The sequence below is a fragment of the Streptomyces akebiae genome (assembly GCF_019599145.1).
Lineage (GTDB): Bacteria > Actinomycetota > Actinomycetes > Streptomycetales > Streptomycetaceae > Streptomyces > Streptomyces akebiae.
This window is the reverse complement of sequence record NZ_CP080647.1, coordinates 9,218,333-9,240,264: the sequence shown is the minus strand read 5'-3', so window position 1 is coordinate 9,240,264 and position 21,932 is coordinate 9,218,333. Positions and strand designations below refer to the sequence as shown.

17 protein-coding genes and 1 pseudogene are annotated in these 21,932 nt (G+C 71.5%); 2 read left to right on the top strand and 16 right to left on the bottom strand.

Annotated features, from left to right (window positions below; all coding sequences use genetic code 11):
• Positions 1–22: 22 nt before the first annotated feature.
• The 5 genes and pseudogenes from K1J60_RS40110 to K1J60_RS40090 form a co-directional block, all read right to left on the bottom strand.
• Positions 23–631, bottom strand: a complete 609-nt coding sequence (locus K1J60_RS40110) for a DJ-1/PfpI family protein (RefSeq protein ID WP_220650504.1) — start codon at positions 629–631, stop codon at positions 23–25.
• Positions 632–818: 187 nt separating this feature from the next.
• The gene (locus K1J60_RS40105) at positions 819–1,706 is read right to left on the bottom strand and encodes a GNAT family N-acetyltransferase (protein ID WP_220650503.1); all 888 of its coding nucleotides are present in this window, start codon (positions 1,704–1,706) and stop codon (positions 819–821) included.
• Entirely contained in the window at positions 1,703–5,125 is a 3,423-nt protein-coding gene (locus tag K1J60_RS40100; protein ID WP_220650502.1) for a hypothetical protein, read from the bottom strand. The genes K1J60_RS40105 and K1J60_RS40100 overlap by 4 nt, the downstream gene beginning before the upstream one ends.
• 91 nt (positions 5,126–5,216) lie before the next feature.
• Positions 5,217–5,678 (bottom strand): annotated as a pseudogene (locus tag K1J60_RS40095) (FecCD family ABC transporter permease); the annotation flags it as partial.
• Positions 5,679–5,913: 235 nt separating this feature from the next.
• Positions 5,914–7,116 (bottom strand): cytochrome P450 family protein, encoded by a 1,203-nt coding sequence (locus K1J60_RS40090; RefSeq protein ID WP_220650501.1) that lies wholly within the window; start codon positions 7,114–7,116, stop codon positions 5,914–5,916.
• Between the two features lie 460 nt (positions 7,117–7,576).
• On the opposite strand from K1J60_RS40090, the gene K1J60_RS40085 reads away from it, so the two are divergent.
• Positions 7,577–9,382 carry an RICIN domain-containing protein gene (locus K1J60_RS40085; protein WP_259408120.1) on the top strand — a complete coding sequence of 602 codons (1,806 nt, stop codon included), beginning with the start codon at positions 7,577–7,579 and terminating at the stop codon, positions 9,380–9,382.
• Positions 9,383–10,049: 667 nt separating this feature from the next.
• Here K1J60_RS40085 and K1J60_RS40080 read toward each other — a convergent pair.
• Positions 10,050–10,457, bottom strand: coding sequence for a RidA family protein (locus K1J60_RS40080; RefSeq protein WP_220650499.1), 408 nt, complete (start codon positions 10,455–10,457; stop codon positions 10,050–10,052).
• Positions 10,458–10,700: 243 nt separating this feature from the next.
• A complete protein-coding gene (locus K1J60_RS40075) occupies positions 10,701–11,063 on the bottom strand; it encodes an Imm51 family immunity protein (protein ID WP_220650498.1) in 363 nt (120 codons plus the stop codon).
• Between the two features lie 353 nt (positions 11,064–11,416).
• Here K1J60_RS40075 and K1J60_RS40070 point away from each other — a divergent pair, with 353 nt between their 5' ends.
• Positions 11,417–12,061: a dihydrofolate reductase family protein gene (locus K1J60_RS40070; protein ID WP_220650497.1), complete on the top strand. Its 645-nt coding sequence runs from the start codon at positions 11,417–11,419 to the stop codon at positions 12,059–12,061.
• 499 nt (positions 12,062–12,560) lie between these two features.
• Here K1J60_RS40070 and K1J60_RS40065 read toward each other — a convergent pair whose 3' ends face one another.
• Genes K1J60_RS40065 through K1J60_RS40025 form a run of 9 tightly spaced genes read right to left on the bottom strand, consistent with a single transcriptional unit; the run spans position 12,561 to position 21,931 of the window.
• Positions 12,561–13,349: a hypothetical protein gene (locus K1J60_RS40065; protein WP_220650496.1), complete on the bottom strand. Its 789-nt coding sequence runs from the start codon at positions 13,347–13,349 to the stop codon at positions 12,561–12,563.
• A 48-nt stretch (positions 13,350–13,397) separates the two neighbouring features.
• Positions 13,398–13,973, bottom strand: coding sequence for a hypothetical protein (locus K1J60_RS40060; RefSeq protein WP_398683952.1), 576 nt, complete (start codon positions 13,971–13,973; stop codon positions 13,398–13,400).
• Positions 13,946–15,223, bottom strand: coding sequence for an MCE family protein (locus tag K1J60_RS40055; RefSeq protein WP_220650495.1), 1,278 nt, complete (start codon positions 15,221–15,223; stop codon positions 13,946–13,948). Before K1J60_RS40055 ends, K1J60_RS40060 begins: the two co-directional genes overlap by 28 nt.
• Complete coding sequence (locus tag K1J60_RS40050; RefSeq protein ID WP_220650494.1) at positions 15,220–16,506, bottom strand: MCE family protein; 1,287 nt, start codon at positions 16,504–16,506, stop codon at positions 15,220–15,222. Before K1J60_RS40050 ends, K1J60_RS40055 begins: the two co-directional genes overlap by 4 nt.
• Positions 16,503–17,636: an MCE family protein gene (locus K1J60_RS40045; RefSeq protein WP_220650493.1), complete on the bottom strand. Its 1,134-nt coding sequence runs from the start codon at positions 17,634–17,636 to the stop codon at positions 16,503–16,505. Before K1J60_RS40045 ends, K1J60_RS40050 begins: the two co-directional genes overlap by 4 nt.
• On the bottom strand, positions 17,633–18,823 hold the full coding sequence (locus K1J60_RS40040; protein WP_398683951.1) for an MCE family protein: 1,191 nt from the start codon (positions 18,821–18,823) through the stop codon (positions 17,633–17,635). The genes K1J60_RS40045 and K1J60_RS40040 overlap by 4 nt, the downstream gene beginning before the upstream one ends.
• Positions 18,820–19,857 (bottom strand): MCE family protein, encoded by a 1,038-nt coding sequence (locus K1J60_RS40035; RefSeq protein WP_220650492.1) that lies wholly within the window; start codon positions 19,855–19,857, stop codon positions 18,820–18,822. Before K1J60_RS40035 ends, K1J60_RS40040 begins: the two co-directional genes overlap by 4 nt.
• Positions 19,854–21,101, bottom strand: a complete 1,248-nt coding sequence (locus K1J60_RS40030; RefSeq protein WP_220650491.1) for an MCE family protein — start codon at positions 21,099–21,101, stop codon at positions 19,854–19,856. The genes K1J60_RS40035 and K1J60_RS40030 overlap by 4 nt, the downstream gene beginning before the upstream one ends.
• Positions 21,102–21,106: 5 nt before the next feature.
• Positions 21,107–21,931, bottom strand: coding sequence for an MlaE family ABC transporter permease (locus K1J60_RS40025; protein ID WP_220650490.1), 825 nt, complete (start codon positions 21,929–21,931; stop codon positions 21,107–21,109).
• Position 21,932 lies beyond the last annotated feature (1 nt).

Sequence of the window (21,932 nt, the reverse complement as noted above, 5' to 3'; positions counted from 1 at the left end):
CCCTTTCGGGCCACCCGCCGCCTCAGCGCAGCGCCGCCTCGCCCGCGCGGACGGCGGCCAGGCCGCGCTCGACGGTCTGCCGGTTCTCGCCGACCGGGGCCACGTAGTCGAGGACTCCGCGGGCGGCGTCCTCCCCGAGAGTGCGGGTGATCACCCAGGTGGCGAGGTACTGGGAGGCCAGGCAGCCACCGGCCGTGGCGATGTTCCCCTCCGCGTGGAACGGTGTGTCCAGCACGGTGACGCCAAGGGCCTCCACGAAGGGCCGGCTCTTCACGTCCGTGCAGGCCGGCACGGAGTCCAGCAAGCCCAGCCGGGCGAGCACCAGCGCGCCGGAGCACTGCGCGCCGATCAACTGGCGCGCGGGGTCGAGCGGCAGCCTCGCGAACAGCCGGTCGTCGGCGACCACGTCACGCGTCTGCACCCCGCTGCCGACGAGCACGACCTCGGCCTCGCTCACGAATTCCATGGGGCGCTGTCCGGTCACCTCGACGCCGTTCATCGACGTCACCACGGGCGTCGGCGTCGTGATGAAGGCCTCCAGGCCGCCCTTGCGGCACCGGTTGATCAGTGCGGAGGCGATGAAGCTGTCCAGCTCGTTGAACCCGTCGAAGGTGACCACCGCTACCCGCATCACAACTCCCTCGTCGACGACATCCGGCCGCCAGTTTCACCGACCCGCACCCCCGGGACGAGGGCCAAAGCGCAATGGGTGGCCTGCCGTTGCCGAGCGTCACGGAGCGGTCCGGTCCGGGCCGGAGAGGACCGGGCCGGCCGTAGGACACCCCCGGGCATCGGGCCTCTCACCCAGAGGGCTCCCGTCAGGGCGGCACCGGCGAGAAGTCGTACACGGCGAAGTCGGTGACCGGGAGATAACCGAGGCGCACGTAGAGCGCGTTGCTCGTGGCGTTGTCGAGGTCGGTGAAGAGCAGGACCTGCCGCGCGCCGGCGGCCGACGCGGCACGGCTCGCCTCGGCGGTCACGGCACCCGCGTATCCGCGGCCGCGCAGCTGGGCCGGGGTGTAGACGGTCGCCACCCGCACCTGGCCGGCGATCATCGGGGTCACGCCGGCCAGGGAGACGGGAACGCCGTCCGGGGTCTCCCAGACGGTGACGCGGCCTGCGGCGAAGCGCGCGGCGGCGGCGTCGGAGCGCGGCTGTCCGACGGCTGCGGCGAACTCGTGGTACCAGCGGACGAGTTGCTCGCGGTCCTGCGGGCCGGCCACCCGGCTCCGCCCGGGAGGGAGAGGCCGTGGTGGGGTGAGGGTGCCGAGGCGGTACAGACGCTGACGCGCGCACAGTGTCGGCACCGCCCGGGTGAGCCGGTGCCACGCCCGGGCGAAGGCGGAGGCGGTGTCGTGGTCCGCGCTGACGCCGGGGAGGCGGTGGCCGAGGCCGGCCAGACGGGCGGCGAGGGTGTCGGCCTCTTCGGGCGTGAGCGGGGTGAGGTTCAGCCGGTGGGGCGGGGTGCGGAAGAAAGTGGCACGGACCTCCCCCGCCCGCTCCGACCAACCGAGGACCGGAGCCCCTGCGCCGTAGGCGTTCGCCCCGGACGCACGCAGTGTCTCGGTGACCGTCAGGTGCAGGGTGTGCGGGGCGGGGCGTGAGCGCAGGAAGTGTCCGGCTCGGGCAAGGAAGTCGTCGACATCGTCGGTGAGATGCCAGGAGCCGTCCTCGTCGGCGCGGCACCGACCGTCCGGGGGCGTCATTCGCTGTGCGTCGTGGTCCGGTACGCCTGGTGGCGCACATCGGGGTCGGCATGGCGCCGCAGCAGACGCAGCAGGGAGCGCCATTCCTCGCTCCAGCCGAGGGACAGGCCTCTCCCCCTCACCAGGCCGACGGCCAGGAGGCCGGTCGCGGTGCCACCGTCGCGGGCGAAACCGCCGGCGGCGGTCAGCAGCGTCTCGGCGCACTGCGGAGCGCGATGCGCCGTGGCCATCCGCAGCCTGTCGGAGGTCTGTACCGCGACGCTCACCCCGATGCCCTCGAACGCGGCCGCGAGATCCCGCAGCCGTCCGAGCAGTACGGCCGGTTCCACGGCGAGCTCGACCAACTGACCCAACAGCTCGACGCGTTCGGGCGCGAGCAGTCGTTCGCCCGCGAGTTGTCCGGCGACCGCCTCCAGCAACTCGGTGCGGACGCCCGCGACGTAGGTGAACGACGTCAGGTGCCGCAGCCTCTGCAGCGCAGGTACGTCCCGGCTCTCCTGCGCGTCGCAGCCGCCCTCCGGCGTGCGTGTCGCCGCCAGCAGATCGGCGACCGCGCTGTGGAACGCGCTGCCGGGTGCGGCACCGCCCACGGGGTGCGGCAGTTCGGAGACGGCCAGATCACGCAGGGCCCATGCGGCGAAGCTCCAGCGCGTCCTGTCGTCGAGGTCGGTGACCGTCCGGGAGACGCGGTGGGCGATTTCGGGCGAGTACCGGGACCACACCCCCATCGCACGCAGCACGGCGTGGCCGGTGAAGCCCTCCGCGAGCGCGAGGGACGTGTCGTACGCCGCGAGGACGAGGGCGGCGTACGCGCGGCGGTGCGTCTCGGCCAACTCCCAGGGGGTGACGGCCAGCAGGGCTTCGTGGACGGGGCCGGTGTCGTCGCGTGCCGCTTCCTCGATCAGGGTCCGGGCCTCCGGCTCGCCGAGCAGCGGGGGCAGGGCGCGGACGACGGCGGCCCGCACGTCCGGGTGGCGGTCGGGGGCGTGGAAGGCGCGCGCCAACAGGGGGGCCGCGCGCCTGGGCGGCAGGAAGCGGGCGGCGAGCCGTACGGCCTCCTTGCGGGAGGTGACCTTCGCGGACCGCTCCCCGGTGAGCAACGGGCCCAGGGCGTGGGCGAGTCGGGACGGTGCGGTGAAGCGGGCGGCGCGTGCCGCCGCGTACACGGCGACCCTGGCCCGGTCGCCGTCGGCCTGGTCCAGCAGCGTCGGCAGGGCGTCGTGGGGCCGGTCGGTCCGGGGCAGTGCGCCGAGCGCGGCCTCGGCGACGACCACGTCCGGGTCGTCCGTGTGCGCGAGCGCCAGGGCCCGCCCGAACTCGGGCACCGGGGCGGCGGCCCTGATCAGGGCGGCCCGCTCGTCGAGCGGGAGCGTACGGTCGGCGATCGCCTCTCCGGCCAGCCGGACCGCCGCCCGTTGCTGGCGCGGCAGCCAGCGGTCGCTGTCGCCGAGGTCCGGCAGTGGGCGCCGGGCGCCGTCCGCCAGGAAGCGTCCGTGGGGCGGGGTTTCGGCCAGCAGGGTGTCCAGCAGGTCCGTACGCCGCCGGGACAGCACGTGTCGTACGGGAGGGAGGACGACCGCCGACGGTTCGCGGGCGACGATGCGGGCGGCCCGTTCGTCGCGGGTGGCCGGTGCGGCCAGCCACAGCCGGGCCGCCGCCTCGACGGTCTCGTCGTCGCCGCGTTCCACGGCCGTGGCCAGCCGGTCCTGGAGTTCGGACAGGCGCCGGGCGCGCGGTCCCAGTGCGGCGGCCAGTCCCAGCAGCAGCCGGAAGTCGGCCCGCCCGGCCGCGGCGTCGAGCCAGGGGCGCAGAACGTCGAGGACCTGGTGCTCCTGCCCCATGCGCAGCTCACGACGGAGCGGACCGAGGTCGGGCACCCCGACCCGGTCCGTGATGCGCGCCAGCGCACGCAGGGCCCACTCCCGCAGACCCACCTCGCCGTCCCCGGCCACCTCGCCGTCCCCGGCCGCCTCGCCGTTCGTGGCGTGTTCGACGAGCAGGCGCACGGCCAGCGTGCGCAGTGCTGTCAGGGTGTCGGACGAGGTGTCCCGTGCCTCCAGGGCGCCGGTGGCGACCGCGTCGAGCAGCGGAACGTCGTCCGGGGCGAAGACGCGCGGGTGCGCTGCGGCGAGCGCGCCGAGCGCCGCCGCGCGGACGGGGTCCCGCTCGTTGCGCAGCCGCAGCCCCGCCGTCGTCAGCACCTCGGTGATCGCCGCACGGCCGCCGTCCCGGGCGGCGCAGGCCACGTACAGCGGCCAGGCGGCGGCCCGGTCGTCGGCGTCGGACCGTCCGATCGCGGCCAGCAGCGCGGAGCGGGCCCCGTCGAGCGGGCCGTGGGCGAGGATGTCCAGGTCGTCCCACCAGTAGTCGGTGCCGTCGAACGCGGCGGCCGCGCGCCGCACTTCCGCCCAGCGGCGCTCGCGCGGCAGCAGATCGAGAACGGTCGGGGCGGGGTCCGCGCCGGTGCCGCCGCCGACCGCGTCCACGAACGCGGGGCGTCGGCCGGGTGCCATGGCTGCGACCAGGGCGGTGAAGTGCGGGCCGCGATTGAGCCAGTGACGGCCCAGCGCGGTCAGTGACGCGGGCTCGGCCCGCAGGAGCGCGCGCAGCACTCCGGGGGGCGGCACCGCCTCGTGGCGCTGTCGCTCGCGGTCGGGGGAGGTGATCCAGCGGATGACGCGCTCGACGTCGGCGGTGGCCAGGGGGGCGAGTCCGCGGCTCAGCGCGGGCGGCAGGCTGCCGGGGCCGTGCCGCTCCAGCAGGGTCAGCACCCTTTCGGGCCGCAGGGGCGCGAGCGCCGTGACCATGGTGGCGTGCAGCCGCCACCAGTCGTCCCGCTGCTGCCCGCCCGCCCGGTCGGCGAGGGTCCGCTCGGCGTGGTCGAGCACCGGGTCGGGATGCCGGGACGCGAGCCGGGTCCAGCCGTCGACGGCGTGGGCGAGTCCGGGCAACTCCCGTGCCACGAACGGGGTGGAGCAGGCCGGCAGCAGCCGGGCGGCGTCGGCGTCGCCCCACTCGGCGCGCAGCCGCACCACCATCCGCTCGGCGAGTGCGGTGCGGCCTCCGGCGGCGAGCAGACGGGCCAGCCGCTGCCGCAGCACGGCCGGTGCGTCGTCGTAGGCCGCCTCGACCGCCCGGTCCGCTACGGGCAGGTCGCGTGCGGCTCGCCGCGCGTACCCGGCGACCACCGGGTCCGGATCGGCCAGCCGCGCCGCGAGGAAGTCCACGTCCTGTCCGACGAGGGCCGCCAGCGCCGCGAGCCGCCGTTCGTAGGGCCCGCGTCCGTCGAGGTCGGTCAGGAGCGGGGCGAGCGTCCCCTCGTCCGCGAACCCGCGGGCGGTCCGTGCCGTCAGGGTGAGACGTGCGGAGAACGGCAACGGTTCGAGGGCGGACAGCAGTTGCTCCGCGGTGGTCGGCATCCGCCGATTGTGCCCGGCGGGATCCGTCACCGCGATCGATTAAGCACGTCAGGGGCGGGCCTGCCCGCGGCTCCGGGCGACGGCCTCGCGGCTACCGCCGGCTCCGTATCAGCAGGTGGAGGAAGTACGGCGTGCCGATCACGGCGGTCATCATGCCGGCTCCCAGCTGGGCGGGGGCGATCACCGTGCGGCCGAGGAGGTCCGCCGTGCAGACGAGCGCGGCCCCGAGGAGGACGGCGACCGGGACCACCCGTGCGTGGCGTCGGCCCCCCAGGGCCCGCGCCGCGTGCGGTGCGACGAGGCCCACGAAACCGATGGTGCCGGCGGAGGCGACGGCGGTCGAGCTGAGCAGGACGGCCACCGCGAGGAACCCGAGTCTGGCCCGGGACGTCACCCGGGTGGCGCGGACCGGGACGCCGAGGCCGCGCGCGGCGTCGTCGCCGAGGGCGCGCGCGTCGACCCGACGGGCGGTCAGCAGCAGGCCGACGAGCCCGGTCGCGGCGACCGGGAGCATCTGCAGGACACCGTCGAAGCCGTTCTGGCCGATGCTGCCCTGGTTCTTCGAATGCGTCTGGGACTGGATCCGAGACAGGCGCACGACCACGCCCCCTGACCACCCTGTGGGTCGGTCGGGGGCGGGGATCGAAGCGTCGGTGTCGGCGCCCGGTCAGGCGCCGAGCGGCGGCAGTACGACGTGCCAGTAGGTGCTCACGCGGTTCACGCCGCGACGGCACTACGCGGGTGCCGGACGCCCGCGTCCGCGCGGCGGCGGACGGCCGGCACCGCCGTCAGAAGCGCACCGGCAGGTCGAGCAGGCCACGGGCCCGCATGGACGGCCGCCAACGCACCTCGTCCGGCGCGATGTCGAGGGCCAGGCCGGGGAACCTGTCGAGGAGAGCGGCGAGAGCGATCTCGGTCTCCATCCGGGCCAGCGGCGCGCCGAGACAGTAGTGGATGCCATGACCGAGAGCGAGATGACCGCTCGCGTCGCGGCCGATGTCGAGCCGGTCGGGGTCGGTGAAACGGTGCGGGTCACGGTGCGCGGCGGCCAGGGACAACAGGACTGTCTCACCGGCCGGAACGACCACCCCGCCGATGGTGACGTCCTCCACGGGGAAGCGCCGGATGGCCAGGGGCACGGGGCCGTCGTAGCGGGCCAACTCCTCGATCGCGCCGCCCAGTCGACCGGGATCGGCACGCAGCGTACGCAGTTGCCCGGGGTGGCGGAGCAGGGCCAGGGTGGAGTTGCCGATGAGGTGGACGGTGTTCTCGTACCCCGCGAACAGGATCAGGAAGGCGAGCGACATGAGCTCGTCCTCGCTCAGCCGGTCCTCGTCGTCGCGTACCGCGATCAGGGCGGAGAGCAGGTCGTCCGACGGCTCGGCACGCTTGCTGGCGATGAGCAGGGTGAAGAAGCCCAGCATGTCGCGGACGGCTTCCTTCGCGCGTTCCGGTCGTGTCGGGTCCGGAGCGATCAGGGTGTCGGTCCAGGACCGGAAGTCGTGCCGATCGTGCGGGGCCACGCCGAGCAGGTCACAGATCACGGCGATCGGCAGGGGTGCGGCGTACGAGGCGATCAGGTCGGCGCGGCCGTGCGGTTCGATGGCGTCGAGCAACGCGTCGGCGGTCCGCCTGATGGGTTCGCGCAGCCGGGCGACGCGGCGCGGGGTGAACGCCCGGGACACCAGGCGCCGGATGCGGGTGTGGTCCGGCGGGTCCATGTTCAGCAGGTTCGCGTCCAGCGCCGGCGGCAGCGCGAGCCCGTGGTAGCCACCCGGCGTCGCGTTGCGCTTGTCGAGGGAGAGCCGGGGATCGGCGAGGGCCTGGCGTACGTCGTCGTAACGCGTGACCAGCCAGGCCGGAAGCCCGTCCGTCCCGGCGATCCGGTGCACGGGCCCGGCCTCCCGAAGCCGCGCGTACACCGCGTAGGGATCCGCGACGAGTTCGACGGGGTCGACGAGGGGCGGCTGTTCGGGCGTTGTGGTGGCCATGGGTCTCCACCCTAGGCCCCTCTGACGGATCTCCACGACAGTCGCTCGAAACCTGCCCGGCACGGCGCGTGTTCGGCAGGTCAAACGGCGGTTCGCGCGACCTCACCAATATCTTCCGCAACCCTTGACGCCCCTCTTCTGACTGCGTAGACATGTCAGCGCAGTCAGGGCCAGGAACGGCTGACAACGTTCCGGAGTCCATGTCCCGCACGACCGGGGCCGGGAACGCACACGTGCCCGACGCCGGTGGACCGACCGACGTCGCCACGACGATCCGGTCCGGCCGGCGTCGCGCCGACTCGGACCCCTGGGACGTACGTGTCCTCCACCTGAGACGTACGTGACCTCGTCCTCGCCGACACCGGCGCCCCACCATCACGTCACTCGCACCCTCACCTCACCTCACCTCATGGCCGACGGGCCCCGGCACCACCGTGTGGCACCCCTAGAAGGAGGAACCGTGCAAAGACGCACGTTGAAAAAGGCGCTGGGCACCTTCGCCGCGGCGTCCGCGCTGCTGGCCGTACCCGCCTCCGGCGCGCAGGCGTACAACCCGACGGGCGGCACCCTGTACCAGCTCGGCAGCGAGCCGTGTCTGAAGGGGCGCGGCAACTGCGCGGTCTACCCCAAGTCGGCGCAGCTGCCGAGCGGTCGCCTGGTGGCCGCGTTCGAGAAGTCCACGGTGGTGTCGGCGACGGGCAGCGCCGACAAGCAGACCCTCCCGGTCCACAAGAGCGACGACGACGGCACGTCCTGGCAGCCGCTGTCGGAGGTCAAGGCACCGGCGTACCTCTCCGACGACCCCAAGTACGCGAAGTACACGAGCAACTGGACCAACCCGTACCTCTACGTCCTCCCCCAGGACGTCGGCGACTTGAAGCAGGGCACCCTGCTCCTCGCGAGTGTCGTGTCGGGCGACGACTACTACTACAAGGAGCACAAGGCGGCCGACCCGAACTGGACGCCCTCCAACGACGGTGACCGCAAGGACCTGGCGATCGCCCTGTACTCCAGCACCGACGACGGCGCCACCTGGAAGATCCTCAACGTCGTCGCCACCGGCGGCTGGCAGGGCGGCAGCGCGGGCGCCACGGGGCAGAACATCGCCGACGCCAACACGAACAGGCAGGTGGATCCCCTCTGGGAGCCGTACCTGATGGTCCACAAGGGAAGCCTCGTCTGCTACTACTCCGACGAGAACGACTACACGGGCTTCAACGCGACCACGGGCGTCCCGACCCTCGACCCCGCCAACGACACCGCCAAGGACTCCCTGGGCCAGATCCTGGTGCACAAGACCTGGGACGGGCGCAGCGCGAACTGGAGCGCACCCGTCGTCGACCTCGCCGGGCTGACCCAGGACATGGGCGGCGGCAAGACGGAGATCGGCGGCGGCAGGCCCGGCATGACCAACGTCGTCCGCACGACGGACGGCAAGTGGCTGCTCACCTACGAGTACTGGGGTGGCGGAGCCAACACCCGGTACCGGATCGCCGACGACCCGCTGAAGTTCTACACCGGTTCGCCCACCGGGACGGGGGTCAACTCGCTGCCGACGGACACCGGTTCGCGCGCGCTGTCGATGAACGGCAGCCCTGTGATCATCCGGCTCCCGGGTGGCCGGCTGGTCTACAACGCCGCAGGCAGCGGCAACGTCTGGGTCAACGAGAGCGGGCGCAGTGACGGGACATGGAAGGAGTACCAGACCACCTCCCAGGCCGGCTACAGCCGCAGCCTCCAGTACGTCGAGGGCACCGGCCGCATCTCGATCCTCAACAACCAGGGCACCTCCACACTCAAGTTCGCCGAGATCGACCTCGGGCACAGCGACGGCGCCTACTACCAGTTGGTGAACCGCAGGACCGACCAGGTGATCGGCACCGGCAACAAGACCAACGACGCCAACATCGGCAACGGCGACGTCCCTGACGTACGCCTGGAGGCCCCCGGCTCGGCTTCGAACGCGGACACCCAGTTCTGGCACGTGGTGACGGAACCCAACGGCGGTGTGACCCTGCTGAACAAGGCGGGCGGACGCGCGGCGGCCATCTGGACCGGAAACGCGACAGCCGGGCAGAGGATCGGCCAGTGGGTGGACAACAGCAGCACCGGCAGCTGGAACCTCGTCAAGACCGGTGACGGCTTCTACAAGCTGCAGTCCGTCAAGAACACGAGCCTGTACCTGACCGGCGCGTCCGCCGGTGCCCCGCTGACGCTGCAGACGGCGTCGACGGACGGTTCACAGGACTGGGAGCTGCTTCAGTAGGCGGGTGCCCCACGCGTCGACAGCGGCTGAGCGATACGGCCGGAGGACCGACGGCCGTATCAGCGGGTCTGCCGCGGAACCCATGCCGCCGCCCCGGCGCGACGCACGTCGGAGGTGACGGCCACGTCGTTGAAGGAGCCGACGGCCCCCCACGTCGAGTGGTGTCTTCACCTGCCAGGCGGTCGTGCGGGCGGCCGCGTCGGTCGCGGGTGAAGCCCTCGTCCGCGATGTCCACCCGGAAGGGCTGGTCCTCGGCGTACGGGGTGGCCTGCCCCTCCACCAGCGGAACCGGCCTGCCGTCGCCGTCGATCCACCAGTACAGCGCCTTCGACCCTCCCGTGCTCCCACCCAGCCGGAACGTCAGCAGCTCGCAGACGTTCCGGCTGGCACGCGTACTCGCCGAGGCAGGTTCCAGGACGCCGTCCTCGCCGATCGGCGGCCATGCGGCGGGGATCTCCGGGGCCAGGTCCGCGGTCCGCCTGGCGGTCCGTGCGTCGAGGAGGCGGACGCCCTTCTCGCAGCTCTCCCGCACGACGACGTGGGTGGCCACCCAGGAGCCGGTCGTGGCCGCGGTCTCGAGACAGCCCGGTCAAGCCGCGCATCGGACAAGAGGTGCCGAGCACGCAGGTTGGCACGTCGGCGCTCAGGCGGGCGAAACGACGTCTGCTCAGTCGAGGATCGCGGTGGCTTCGATCTCGACCAGATGCTCGGGGACGTCCAGTGCCGCGACACCCAGCAGCGTGGCCGGGGGGACCGGGGTGATTCCCAGCTCCGCGGCCGCTCGGGAGATCCCCTCCAGGAGCTGGGGCATCTTGTCGGGGGTCCAGTCGACCACATAGACGGTCAGCTTCGCCACGTCGTCGAAGGAACCGCCGGCCGCGGCCAGGGCGGTGGAGATGTTGAGGTAGCACTGCTCGACCTGCGCGGCGAGGTCGCCTTCGCCGACCGTGTGCCCCTCGGCGTCCCAGGCGACCTGCCCGGCGATGAATACCAGCTTCGACCCGGTTGAGATCGACACCTGCCGGTAGACATCGACCTTGGGCAATCCACTCGGGTTCACCAGGCTGATGGCCATGCTGTCGTCCTCCTTGTCCTGAGCGCCCGTCCGGCTCGTGTCCACCCGACCAAGGCGCTTCGGTCTCTCGTGGTTACTCGGGAACCGTAGGAGAGTGGCCGTTGACATGGAAGAACGCACTTTTCAGTGACTGGGGAACCCAAAGGTGACCATGCAGATCAAGGGGCGATCCGAAGAAATAGGCCCTCCTGATCACCGGGACCCACCCACCGCGACTTCGGGCACAGCGCGCAGCGAGGGGATTCAGTCCCAATCTCCGGGATCGGTGGCCTCGATGAGCGCGGCCAGCTTCGCGCGGTCGTGGAAGGCGCTGCTGAGAAGCAGCCCAAGCTCCCGCAGGGCCGCCTCGTCCTCGCCGTAGACGCACATCATCCCGGCCTCGGGATCGAAGCCCCCGATCCGGTCGGCCAGTTCCGGCGCATGAATGCGCACCGCCGTGTGCGCGACCGCGTCCCAGCTGTAGCCGCCGCCCTCCTGCCCGACGGCTTCGAAGAGGTCGGTCGCTTCGCCGAAGTGGTTGTCGCTGAGGATCAGGCTGTAGTTGCCGGGCGAGGTGCCGAACAGTCTCAGCGGGCTGAGGTCCGTGTGATCGATTGTTTCCGTCATACGGGCATCCTGGCACGGCCCACCGACAGGTCGGCTGACCTGTGTGCTCCACGACCGGATGCTCGTCGACGACGAGGCGGTGAAGCGCTCGTTCTACGGGTTCACCGGCTCCTACGACGCCTTCCACCGCGCGATCGTCGCGCAGATGGGCCCGAACCAGCCCCCCGGAACCCCGGTGCGTCCACCACCAGGCGATTGCGGCGGCGCTGAAGGCAAGAAACCTGAGCCTGCGCACCGACCCCTCCCGGCTTCGCGCGACCATTCCCGGTCGGCACGGGTCCGCGCGGCGATGAGTCAGCCGGTTCCCGCAGGTCTACCTTTTGACCGGACGACCATCTCATCGGGAGTAGGCCATGGGTCTCATCCACATCGAACTGTTCGCAACCCTCGACCTCGTCGGGCAGGCGCCCGGCGGCCCCGACGAGGACCCGGCCGGGTTCCCGTTCGGCGGCTGGCAGGCACCCCTGCTGGACGAGGTGGCGGGGGCACAGATCGGTGCCGCGTACGAGGGCACGGACGCCCTCCTGCTCGGCCGGCGGACGTACGACATCTTCGCCGCCTACTGGCCGCACCAGAAGGGCGGCGAGGACGGCGCGATCGCCGACCTCTTCAACCGTGTCCCGAAGTACGTGGCCTCCCGCGGAAAGCCCGACCTCTCGTGGGCCGGGTCCACGCAGCTCGGTCCGGATCTGGCCGCCGCGGTACGCGAGATCCGTGACCGGCACGAGCACGTGAAGGTCGTCGGGAGCCTGGACCTGGTGCAGAGCCTTCTGCGCGAGAAGCTCTTCGACCGTCTCGACCTCTGGGTGCATCCGATCGTGCTCGGCGTCGGGAAGAAGGTGTTCGACGGCGGCGAGGTGCCCACGAACCTCACGCTCCTCGAACCACCGGCGGCCGGCCCCAAGGGGGCCGTGTACCTGCGGTACGGACTCGCCGACGGCACCCCCGCCACAGGGGACATGAGCGCACCGGATCGCGGCGTCGGGCGCGCCGACTGAGGCCGGGCTCCCGACCTGCGACCGCCCCGGCCCTCGCGCCGACGCAGGCAAGGTACGGAGCATCCGCGGCCACCCCGGGACGATCCCTCTCAGCCCGGGAAGCTCATCCGGACCTGACGGTTCAGCACGAGCGCCGCGGTGAGGATCTGCGGCGGCTCGTCGACATCAGCTGCTGCTGGTCGAGCAGTGCGAGACGCTGTCGAAGCCGTACATCGAGCTCCGCAGCCTTGCGGGGCCACCTCGCGGAGGACCGCTCCTCGTCAGGCGCTTGGTCACCCGCTCCCTGGTCTTGACCGACTCCGCCCGGCGACGGGCCTGGACCCGCCGCCGGGGTGGTTCTGTGCGAGCTGCGGCGCCGTTCGGGCAGCCTGCTGGCTCCGGCGGCCCTGTACTGGGCGATCAACGGTTTCGGCTACGCGCCGGCATGGGCGACGCCCAGGTGGTGGCCTGCGGCTTGAACGGATGCTCCCGCCGGGCTGGACGTGGAGATCCGGGGCGTCTAGAGCGCGTCCACGGCGCTCACCCTCCAACCCTCGGAGGTGCGGGTGAGCGTCATCCGCACCCGGTTCAGATCCATGCGGGATCCCGTGACCTGGGTGCTCGTGGTGACCTGGTTGACGAACAGCAGGACCACGGCCTTGTCCGGTCCGGCCGACACGACGGACGCCGCGGGCAGGCCACCGCCCACGGGTGCCGCCACCGTCGCCTTCACCACACCGTGGTACTTCCTGGCGGTCGGTCCGACCACCTTCGTCGTGGTCCTTCCGTACTCGGCGCGAAAGGACCCGGTCAGATGGGTGCGGGCGCGGGCGAAGTCCCGGTCGAGATGCCGGTAGTCGTACGACAGGACGACGGGCGCCGCCTTCCGCGCGGCCGCGAGCGCCTCTCCCCGCGCCTGTTCCGCGCGCCGCCCCTCCCCGTAGCGCCACCCGAGCACGGCGATGGCGACCAGACCTGCCACGAGCACGACGCAGGACACCGTGGTGCGCAGCCGTCGCCAGCGCCGTCGTACGGACGCACTCTCCTTCAGCGCATCCTCGGACACGGACACGGACACGGACACGGACACGGACTCCGATGCCGGCTCCGGCGGGTCGTCCCACCCGTCATCGCCCGGAGCGTCGATCACCACCGTGCGCCCGGAGTACCGTTCCTCGGTCCGTGGCGGTGCCTCGGCCGCGAGGTGCTCCACGCGTCGGGCGCGCTTGGCCGCCGCGCGGGCGGCCGCGGTCATGGTGCGGCGGGCGGGGGAGCCGGCACCGCGGGTTCGCGAGGTGGTGTTCGCCACGGTCTTTCTCCTCAACTCTGATGCCTGTTCATACGGGACGCCGGTCGTTCAGCCCACGAACTCGACGTCGGACGTCAGCCAGCGACCGTCCTTGAGGACGAGGTCGAGCTGGAGCCGGTACGTGCGCGCCTCTCCGTCGGGCACGGCGGTGTTGGTCACCTTGCTGTCGGCGACGACCAGGACGCGGGCGGACCGGGCGTCGGACCTCACGATGCCCGCTTCGAGGACCTGTCCCTCGGACACGGACTTGTTCTCGGCGACCAGCGCGGTCAGCTGCTCGGTCTGCGCGGCGAACTGCTCCTTGAAGTCGCCGGTGGCGCTCTTGAGCACGTTCCCGCTGTCCCGGTCGTAGTGGCGGTAGTCGAGCGAGGTGAAGTTCAGCGCCGACTGGCGGGCCGCCGCCAGGACGTCCTGCCGCCGCTGCTCGGCCCCGCGCTGCCCGGCCAGCCCCACGGCCAGCCAGACCGACAGCGCGGTCGTCAGGACGGTCGCGACGACGAGTCCGGCGGACAGCACCCTGCGGCGCACCCGCTTCCCACCGTCGGCGTTCATGCGCTCGGTCACCTCGGCGTTCATGCGCTCGCTCATCTCGGTGTTCATGCCATCGGTCCGACGAGTAGCCATTGCCACGACTCCTTTCCGAAGACGGTCTGTTGGCCGCCCGTCGAGCCGATCTCGACGGGCCTCCCGTCCGGGCCGGTGGCGGTGCCCGTGTCCGGGTCGTACGGGGTGACGTACGCGGCCCGTTCGGCGCCGTACGAACCCGTCGACGCGCCGGGGGCGTTCTGCGCGCCGCGCACCGAGGTGTCGCTGCCGCGCGGCGCCGTGCAGCGCGCGTCGGTGTTCGCCGGGCGCGTGCCGGTGTCGTCGGGGTCCCGCCGCTGCGTCCCGCCGTACCCCTGGGTGCACGGCGGCGGGTCGTCGGCGCCGAGGACGAGGCCGAAGTGGGTGGTGCCGTCGCCCGGGACGACCGTGTAGCTGCCGGAGACGACGACCGGGAAGGTGACCAGGGCCTGTTCGACTCCGGGCAGCCGCGCCACGGTGACCTGGCCGCCGCTGATGAGGTTGGCCAGCAGGACCGGCAGATCCGGCCGGGTCGACTTCAGCAGGGAGTCGATCTCCTGCGCGGCGGGCGCCGCGTTGCCGATCAGCCGGCGCAGATCCCCGTCGCTCGCCTTCAACTCCTCGGTGAGCGCCGCCAGATCGCGCGAGAACGATGTGATGGCCGAACCCTGGTCGGCCTGGGTCTTGAGCACCGTGCGCGAGTCCTCGATCAGGGAGATCGTCTCCGGGAGCGTGTCGGAAGCCGCCTCGACGAGTTCGTTGCCCGAGTCCACGAGTCGGCTCAGCCGTGGCCCGGTGCCGGAGAAGGCCTTGCCCAGTTCGTCGACGGTCGTGCGCAGATCGTCCTTGCCGACCGAGTTGACCAGCCGGTCGAGGCTGACGACGAGGTCGGTGGTGGGCAGCGGCACCCGGGTGCGCTCGCGCGGTATCGGGCTGCCGTCGAGCAGGTACGGACCGCCGGTCCGCCGCGGTTGCAGATCGACGTACTGTTCGCCCACCGCCGAACGGTTGGCGACCACCGCCAGGGTGTCGGCCGGGATACGGGGTGCGTCGTCCTCGATCTCCAGGGCCACCGACACCCCTCGGCCGGACAGCCGCAGCTCGCCCACCCGGCCCACCGGCACCCCCCGGTAGGTGACCTCGGCGCCGGAGAAGATGCCCCCGGACGCGGCGAAGTCGGCCCGCACGGTGTAGCCGCGGTCGAGGACTTCGTCCACCAGGCCCGTGTACTCGGCGCCGACGTACGACACCCCGACGGCGGTGAGGGTGACGAAGGCGAGCAGCTGGGCCTTGACCGTACGGGTGATCACGGCTGTATTCCCTTCAGCATGAGCTCGGCGAGCGCGAGGTCGATCCCCGCCGGGAGGCGGCCGGAGTCCCCTCGGGGGCCGTAGCCCGCGGTGCACACCGGCGGGCACAGCAGGTCGTCGCCGTCCGTGGGCGCCGAGGGTTCGACCGGAACCTCCGGGGTCTCGGGCAGCGGGGCGGGGGCCGGGAGGCCGGGCACATCCGGGAGTTCCGGCGGTTCCGGCAGGTCCGGGATGTCGGAACCGTCGTCCCCGTCACCGGAACCGCCGGGCTCGCCGGGCTTGTCCTTGACGTTGCCGTAGATGCCCGCCAGGTCGAGGTCGGCGGTGACCGCGAGGTTGACGTAGTCGCCCTCCACGGCGTCGACCACATTGCGCGGGAAGGGGTAAGTGGTCAGCAGTTCAAGGGAGTTGGGCAGGTCGTCGCCCGCCTTGTCGAGCTGCTGCAGGATCGGCTTCAGCTGCTTGAGGTTGGCGACGGTGTCGTCCCGCGAGGCGGTCACGACCCGGGTGCCGGTCTTGCTCAGCTTCGACAGGGCGGTGAGCATCCGGGTCAGGTCGCGGCGCTGGTCGGCGAGGACCTTCAGGGCGGGCGGCAGCGTGTCGACGGCCTTGGTGATCGTCTTCTTCTCCTTCCTCAGCCGCTTGGCCAGCCGGTCGACGCCCTTGAGGGCGCGGACGATGTCGGCGCGCTGCCCGTCGAGTCCGCCGAGGAACGTGTCGAGTTCCTCCAACAGGGACCTGACCCGGTTCTCGCGGCCCTCCAGGGCCTTGTTGAGCTCCACGGTGATCGTCTTGAGCTGGGCGACGCCGCCACCGTTGAGGAGCGCGGACAGGGCGGACAACACCTCCTCGATCTCCGGGTTGCGGCCGCTGCGGGACAGCGGGACGCGGTCGCCGTCGCGGAGCCGTCCGACGGGCGCGGTGCCGACCGGCGGGGACAGCGCCACGTACTTCTCGCCGAGCATGCTGGTCTGCCGGAGCTCGGCGACCGCGTTGGCGGGCAGCTTCACCGAGTCGGCGACGCGCAGCCGCACCCGGGCGTGCCAGCCGTCCAGCTCCACCTTCTCGACCGCGCCCACGGTGACGTTGTCGACCTTGACCGCCGACTGCGGCACCAGGTCCAGGACGTCCCTGAACTCGACCGTGACGTGGTAGGAGCGGCCGTCCGCCGCCGCCCCTCCGGGGAGCTGGACGTCGTACCAGCCGTTGAACTGGCAGCCCGTCAGCAGCAGCGATCCGGCGGCCGTCCACGCGGCCACGCCGGTCCTACGGGAGACACTCATGCTCGGGCCTCCAGGATTCCGCCGAGCGTCCGGTCGACCGTGCCCGTCACCGCGGGGGCCGTCGGTACCTCGGGCAGGGAGTCGAAGAGCTTCTTCAGCTCCGCGCAGTCGGGGTTCTCGCCGCCTTCTTCCCCGGTCGTCTTCAGAAGGGAGCACAGGAGGGACGCCGGGTCCTGCGGCTGCTCGGGGTTGTTGCGGGTGTCGAGGGTGCCGGCGGAGGCGTTGTAGGCGTTCTGCAGGTTCGACAGACCCGTGGGAGCGACCTCCAACAGCTCCTCCAGCGCGGCGCGTTGGGTGACGAGGACCTTGGTGACCTTGCTGAGGCCCCGCACGTTCGAGGTCAGTGACTTCTTGTTCTTCTTCACGAACTCCGACACGTCGCCGAGTGCCGCGCCCAGATGCTTCAGCGCCGCCGCGAGGTCCTCGCGCTCCCCGGCGAGCTGCTCCGCCACCTTGGTGAGGCTGGTGTTGAACGACCGCACGCTTTGGTCGTCGGCGGCCAGCGCGGCCGTGAACACCTGGAGGTTCTGTACGGTGCCGAACAGGTCGCCCCGCCCGTCGGACAGGGTGGTGACGGCCTGCGAGAGGTCCTCGACGGTCTGGTTGAGGTTCTCGCCCTGGCCTTCGAGGTTGTCCGCGCTCACGCCCAGCAGTCGCGACAGGGAGCCGTCCTTGTTCGCGCCCTTCGGGCCGAGTGCCTCGGACGTGGTGTGCAGGCTGTCGAAGATCCGGTCCAGCTCGACGGGCACGGCCGTGCGCGACTCGGGAATGACGTCGCCGTCCCGCAGCACCGGGCCCTTGCGGTATACCGGCAGCAGTTGCACGTAACGGTCGCTGACCACCGAGGAGTTGATGATGGCGGCCTGCGCGTCGGCGGGCAGCCTGCGGCCCTCCTCGTACTCCAGCTCGACGCGCACCCGGCCGCCCTCCGGCGTGATCCGCCTGACCTCGCCGATGCGGATGCCGAGGACGCGGACGTCCGAGCCGGGATAGATACCGACGGTGCGCGGGAAGTACGCCGTGACCCGGACGGTCCCGGGGCGCGGCCACAGCACCATGGCGAGCGCGGCGAGGACCGCGAGCGCGGTGAGCAGCACCAGGGTGCGCGGGGCGGGCAATCGCCTGGTCATCGTGAGCCTCCCGTGCGGGGCACCACCGGGGCGGCGACCAGGTTCTGGACGTAGGAGTCGAACCAGCGGCCGTTGCCGAGGGTGTTGGTGAAGACCCGCACGTAGGGCGCGAGCAGCTTGACGCTCCGGTCGAGGCTCGCCTGGTTGCGTTCGAGCATCCTGACGAAGGTGTTGAGGTTCTTGAGCGCGGGCCCGATCGCCTCGCGGTTGTCCTCGACCAGGCCGGAGAGCTCGATGCCCAGCAGGGCGGAGCTCTTGAGCAGTTTGTGGATCGCCGTGCGCCGCTTGCTGATCTCCTTGAACAGCTTGTCGCCGTCCTTCACCAGCGCGGAGAAGTCCTCCGAGTGCTCGGCCAGCACTCCGGTGACCCCGTTCGCGTGGTCGAGGAGCTCACGCAGCGCCTTGTCGCGCGAGGCCACCGTCCGGGAGATCCGTGACAGTCCCTTGATGGACGCCCGCACCTCCGCGGGCGAGTCCTGGAAGGTGGTGGAGATCGTGTCCAGCGCCTTCGCGAGCCGCTCCGTGTCGACCTCCTCCGTCGTGGTCGTCAGATCGCTGAACGCCTGAACGACGTCGTACGCGGACACCGTCCGCCGCAGCGGGATCTCGCTGCCCGCCCTCAGTCGGCCCGGCCCCTTCGGGTGCAGCGCCAGGTATTTCGCGCCGAGGATCGTCTTGACCCGGATCGACGCGCCGGTCTCGGTGCCGAAGTCCGGGTCGTCCTTGACCTTGAAGGTCACCTTGACGTGGTCGCCGTCCAGATCGACGTCCTCGACCTTGCCGACCTTGACCCCGGCGATCCGCACCTCGTCGCCCGGCTTGAGGCCGCTGGCCTCCGAGAAGGCGGCGCTGTACGTCTCGCCGCCGCCGATCACCGGCAGGCTGTCGGCGTTGAACGCGGCCACCGTCAGCAGCGCGAGGGTGGTGAGCCCGACCGCGCCGACGAACACGGGGTTGCGGTCCCGGAACGGCTTCAGCCGCGGGCGGCCCGCCTTCCGGGGCAGCCTGATCCTCGGCAGCTTCGGTGGCAGGACACGCACCTTCATCAAGGGCTCCGGGCGACGCTTCCTGCGGGGAAGGAGCCGCAGCTTCGGCAGCCCGGGCAGCTTCGGTGGCAGGACGCGCACCTTCATCAGGGGCTCCGGGCGGCGGCGCCGTGGCCTGTTCGGCGCGATGCGGATCCTCATGCGCCGCACCTCGCCCGCGCCACGTGGAACTCGGGGGTGAGCACCTGCTTCGTCTTCGGCAGCACGATCCGGCCGTCGAAGTCGCAGAGGTAGAAGTTGAACCACGAGCCGTAGGACGCCGTCCCCGTCAGCGCGGTGAGCTTGTTCGGCAGCCGCTTCAGCACGCCCTCCACGGTCTTCTCGTTCCTGTTCAGCGTCCCGGTGACCTCGCCCAGCTCGGTGATGTCGTCCTTCAGCGGCGGGCGGGCGTCGTCGAGCAGCCCCGATGTGGCCTCCGTGAGGTCGCCGATGCTCACCAGGGACTCCCCGATGGGCTTGCGGTCGGCGGACAGTCCGGAGATCACCCGCCGCAACTGCTTCAGCAGTCCGGAGAAACGGCCACCGCGCTCGTCGAGCGTCTTCAGTACGGAGTTGAGGTTGTCGATCACGGAGCCGATCAGCTCGTCGCGGTCGGCGAGCGTCGTGGTGAGCGACGCCGTGTGCGCGAGCAGGCTGTTCACCGTGCCGCCCTCTCCCTGAAGGGTTTTGATGATCTCGGTGGCCAGCTGGTTGACGTCGTTCGGGCTGAGCGCGGCGAACAGCGGCTTGAAGCCGTTCAGCAGCGCGTTGAGGTCCAGCGCGGGCTGGGTCCTGGACAGCGGGATGGTGCCGCCGGGCCGCAGCCGGGTGCCGTCGCCGGCGCCCTCGGTGAGCGCGATGTACCGCTGCCCGACCAGGTTCCGGTAACGAACGACCGCGCCGGTACTGGTGAGCAGGGGGCGCTCCGCGGTGACCGTGAAGGTGACCTCGGCCAGGGTCCGGTCCTTGATCCGGATGCCCTCGACCTCGCCGACCCGCACCCCGGCCACCCGGATGTCGTCGCCCTCCTCCAGGCCGGTCACATCGCTGAACACTGCTCGGTACGTGTCCTTCGGCGCGAAGGAGACGTTGACGATGGTGGCGGCGAGCAGAGCCGTCGCCAGGATGGTGACCAGCGCGAACAGGCCGAACTTGACCAGGGGTGCCATGGTCTGGCGAGCTCCCGTCGTCCTCATACGACGCTCACCGCCGTCCCACGAGCGAGCGGGCCGAACAGCAGGGTCGCCACGGGCGGCACCTCGTCCGCCGGTACGCCCATGACGGGGGCCACGAGCGAGCCCACGGCCCGCTGCTCGGTCTCGGTGGCGGACACGTCGACACCTGCGGGCAGGGCGCCGCCGGAAACACCGGGCGACGTACCGTCGTTGAGCTTCGTGTGCGGTGCGGGCACCTGTGGATGGGGCAGACCCCGGCAGTTCGGCCCGGACCGCTCGGCGTAACGCGGCTCCTCGCCGGGCTCGTACGCGGCCTGCGGGCGGACGACTTCGAGGGTGATCCGCATCCGGCCGCCCCGGAACGCCTCCTGAGACGCCTTCTCCTGCCGGACCAGCCCTTCGAGGAGGCACGGGTACTCGGGTGAGTAGCGGGCGAACAGCTGAAGGGTGGGGCGGGAGACCCGGCCCAGCGTGATCAGCCGGTCGCCGTTCGCTTCGAAGAAGTCCTCACCGGTGCCCGCGACGGTCGCGGTGGTGCGGAGCGCGGCGGCCAGCCGGTCCTTCTTCTCGACGATCGTGCGGCTGGTGGTGACCGTGTTGCGCAGGATCCGCATCAGGTCGGGCGCCGCGTCCCCGTACACCTCGGCGACATCGGCGAACCGGGAGATGTCCTCCTTGAGTGACGGCATGTGCGGGTTGAGGCGGCGCAGATAGCTCTCGACGCGGGTGAGGTTGTCGCCGATCCGGTCACCGCGGCCCTCCAGCGCGGTGGCGAACGCCGAGAGCGTGGCGTTCAGCTCGGCCGGCTCGACCGTGCGCAGCAGCGGCAGCAGGTCGTTCAGCAACCGCTGCAGCTCCATACCCGTCTTCGTGCGGTCCTGGGTGATGACGTCCCCGGCGCGGATGGGCCGGGCCGAGGAGCCGCGCGGTGCCACGAGGTCGACGTACTTCTCGCCGAACAGCGTCTTGGGCAGCAGCCGCGCGTGCACGTCCGACGGGATGAACGCGACGTACTCCGGCCTGAGCGCGATGTCGAGGGTCGCCTTCTCGCCGTCCGCGCGCACCGCGCGCACCTCGCCGACCAGCAGTCCGCGCAGTTTGACGTCGGCGCGCGGATCGAGCTGGTTGCCGAGGCTGCCGGCCTCCAGGGTGATGCGCACGACCGAGGTGAACGCCTGCTGGTAGACGGCCACGGCGAGCGACAGCAGCAGCGCGAGCACGGCGATGAAGGCGACGCCGTACAACCGAAGTCTCAGTACTCTCATCGACCTCACCCCGCGATCCGTACGGTCGTGTTGGCGCCCCAGATCGCGAGGCTCAGAAAGAAGTCCAGGACGTTGATGGCGACGATCGACGTCCGCACCGCCCGGCCCACGGCGACACCGACCCCGGCGGGTCCGCCGCTCGCGTAGTAGCCGTAGTAGCAGTGCACCAGGATGATCAGTACGGCGAAGACGATCACCTTGCCGAAGGACCACAGCACGTCGACGGGCGGCAGGTACTGGTGGAAGTAGTGGTCGTACGTGCCGGTCGACTGCCCGTAGTAGACGGTGGTGATGGTGCGGGCGGCGAGGTAGGAGGACAGCAGGCCGATCACGTACAGCGGGATCACGGCGACGAAACCGGCGACCATCCTGGTGGTCACCAGGAACGGCAGCGAGGGCACGCCCATCACCTCCAGGGCGTCGGTCTCCTCACTGATCCGCATCGCGCCGAGCTGTGCGGTGAAGCCGGCGCCGACCGTGGCGGACAGGGCGAGCCCGGCCACCAGCGGGGCGATCTCCCGGGTGTTGAAGTACGCCGACAGGAAGGCCACGAAGTTGGAGGTGCCGAGCTGGTTGAGGGCCGCGTAGCCCTGGAGGCCCACCTCGGTGCCGGTGAAGAACGACAGGAAGGCGATGACGCCGACCGTGCCGCCGACGACGGCCAGCGCGCCGCGCCCGAAGCTCACCTCGGCGAGCAGCCGCACGATCTCCTTCTTGTAGCGGCGCAGGGTACGGCCCGTCCACGCGAGTGAGCGGCCGTAGAAGGAGAGCTGGGTGCCCAGCTCCTCCAGTGAGCGGAGCGGGCGGTCGAGAAGTCGTGGAGGTCGCATC

Coding starts and splice junctions, on each gene's coding strand:
- K1J60_RS40035 (WP_220650492.1), bottom strand. CDS start 19,857: ATGAGGACGACGGGAGCTCGCCAGACCATGGCACCCCTGGTCAAGTTC.
- K1J60_RS40100 (WP_220650502.1), bottom strand. CDS start 5,125: ATGCCGACCACCGCGGAGCAACTGCTGTCCGCCCTCGAACCGTTGCCG.
- K1J60_RS40025 (WP_220650490.1), bottom strand. CDS start 21,931: ATGCGACCTCCACGACTTCTCGACCGCCCGCTCCGCTCACTGGAGGAG.
- K1J60_RS40110 (WP_220650504.1), bottom strand. CDS start 631: ATGCGGGTAGCGGTGGTCACCTTCGACGGGTTCAACGAGCTGGACAGC.
- K1J60_RS40070 (WP_220650497.1), top strand. CDS start 11,417: ATGGGTCTCATCCACATCGAACTGTTCGCAACCCTCGACCTCGTCGGG.
- K1J60_RS40105 (WP_220650503.1), bottom strand. CDS start 1,706: ATGACGCCCCCGGACGGTCGGTGCCGCGCCGACGAGGACGGCTCCTGG.
- K1J60_RS40030 (WP_220650491.1), bottom strand. CDS start 21,101: ATGAGAGTACTGAGACTTCGGTTGTACGGCGTCGCCTTCATCGCCGTG.
- K1J60_RS40080 (WP_220650499.1), bottom strand. CDS start 10,457: ATGGCCATCAGCCTGGTGAACCCGAGTGGATTGCCCAAGGTCGATGTC.
- K1J60_RS40050 (WP_220650494.1), bottom strand. CDS start 16,506: ATGAGTGTCTCCCGTAGGACCGGCGTGGCCGCGTGGACGGCCGCCGGA.
- K1J60_RS40045 (WP_220650493.1), bottom strand. CDS start 17,636: ATGACCAGGCGATTGCCCGCCCCGCGCACCCTGGTGCTGCTCACCGCG.
- K1J60_RS40040 (WP_398683951.1), bottom strand. CDS start 18,823: ATGAGGATCCGCATCGCGCCGAACAGGCCACGGCGCCGCCGCCCGGAG.
- K1J60_RS40075 (WP_220650498.1), bottom strand. CDS start 11,063: ATGACGGAAACAATCGATCACACGGACCTCAGCCCGCTGAGACTGTTC.
- K1J60_RS40060 (WP_398683952.1), bottom strand. CDS start 13,973: ATGGCTACTCGTCGGACCGATGGCATGAACACCGAGATGAGCGAGCGC.
- K1J60_RS40090 (WP_220650501.1), bottom strand. CDS start 7,116: ATGGCCACCACAACGCCCGAACAGCCGCCCCTCGTCGACCCCGTCGAA.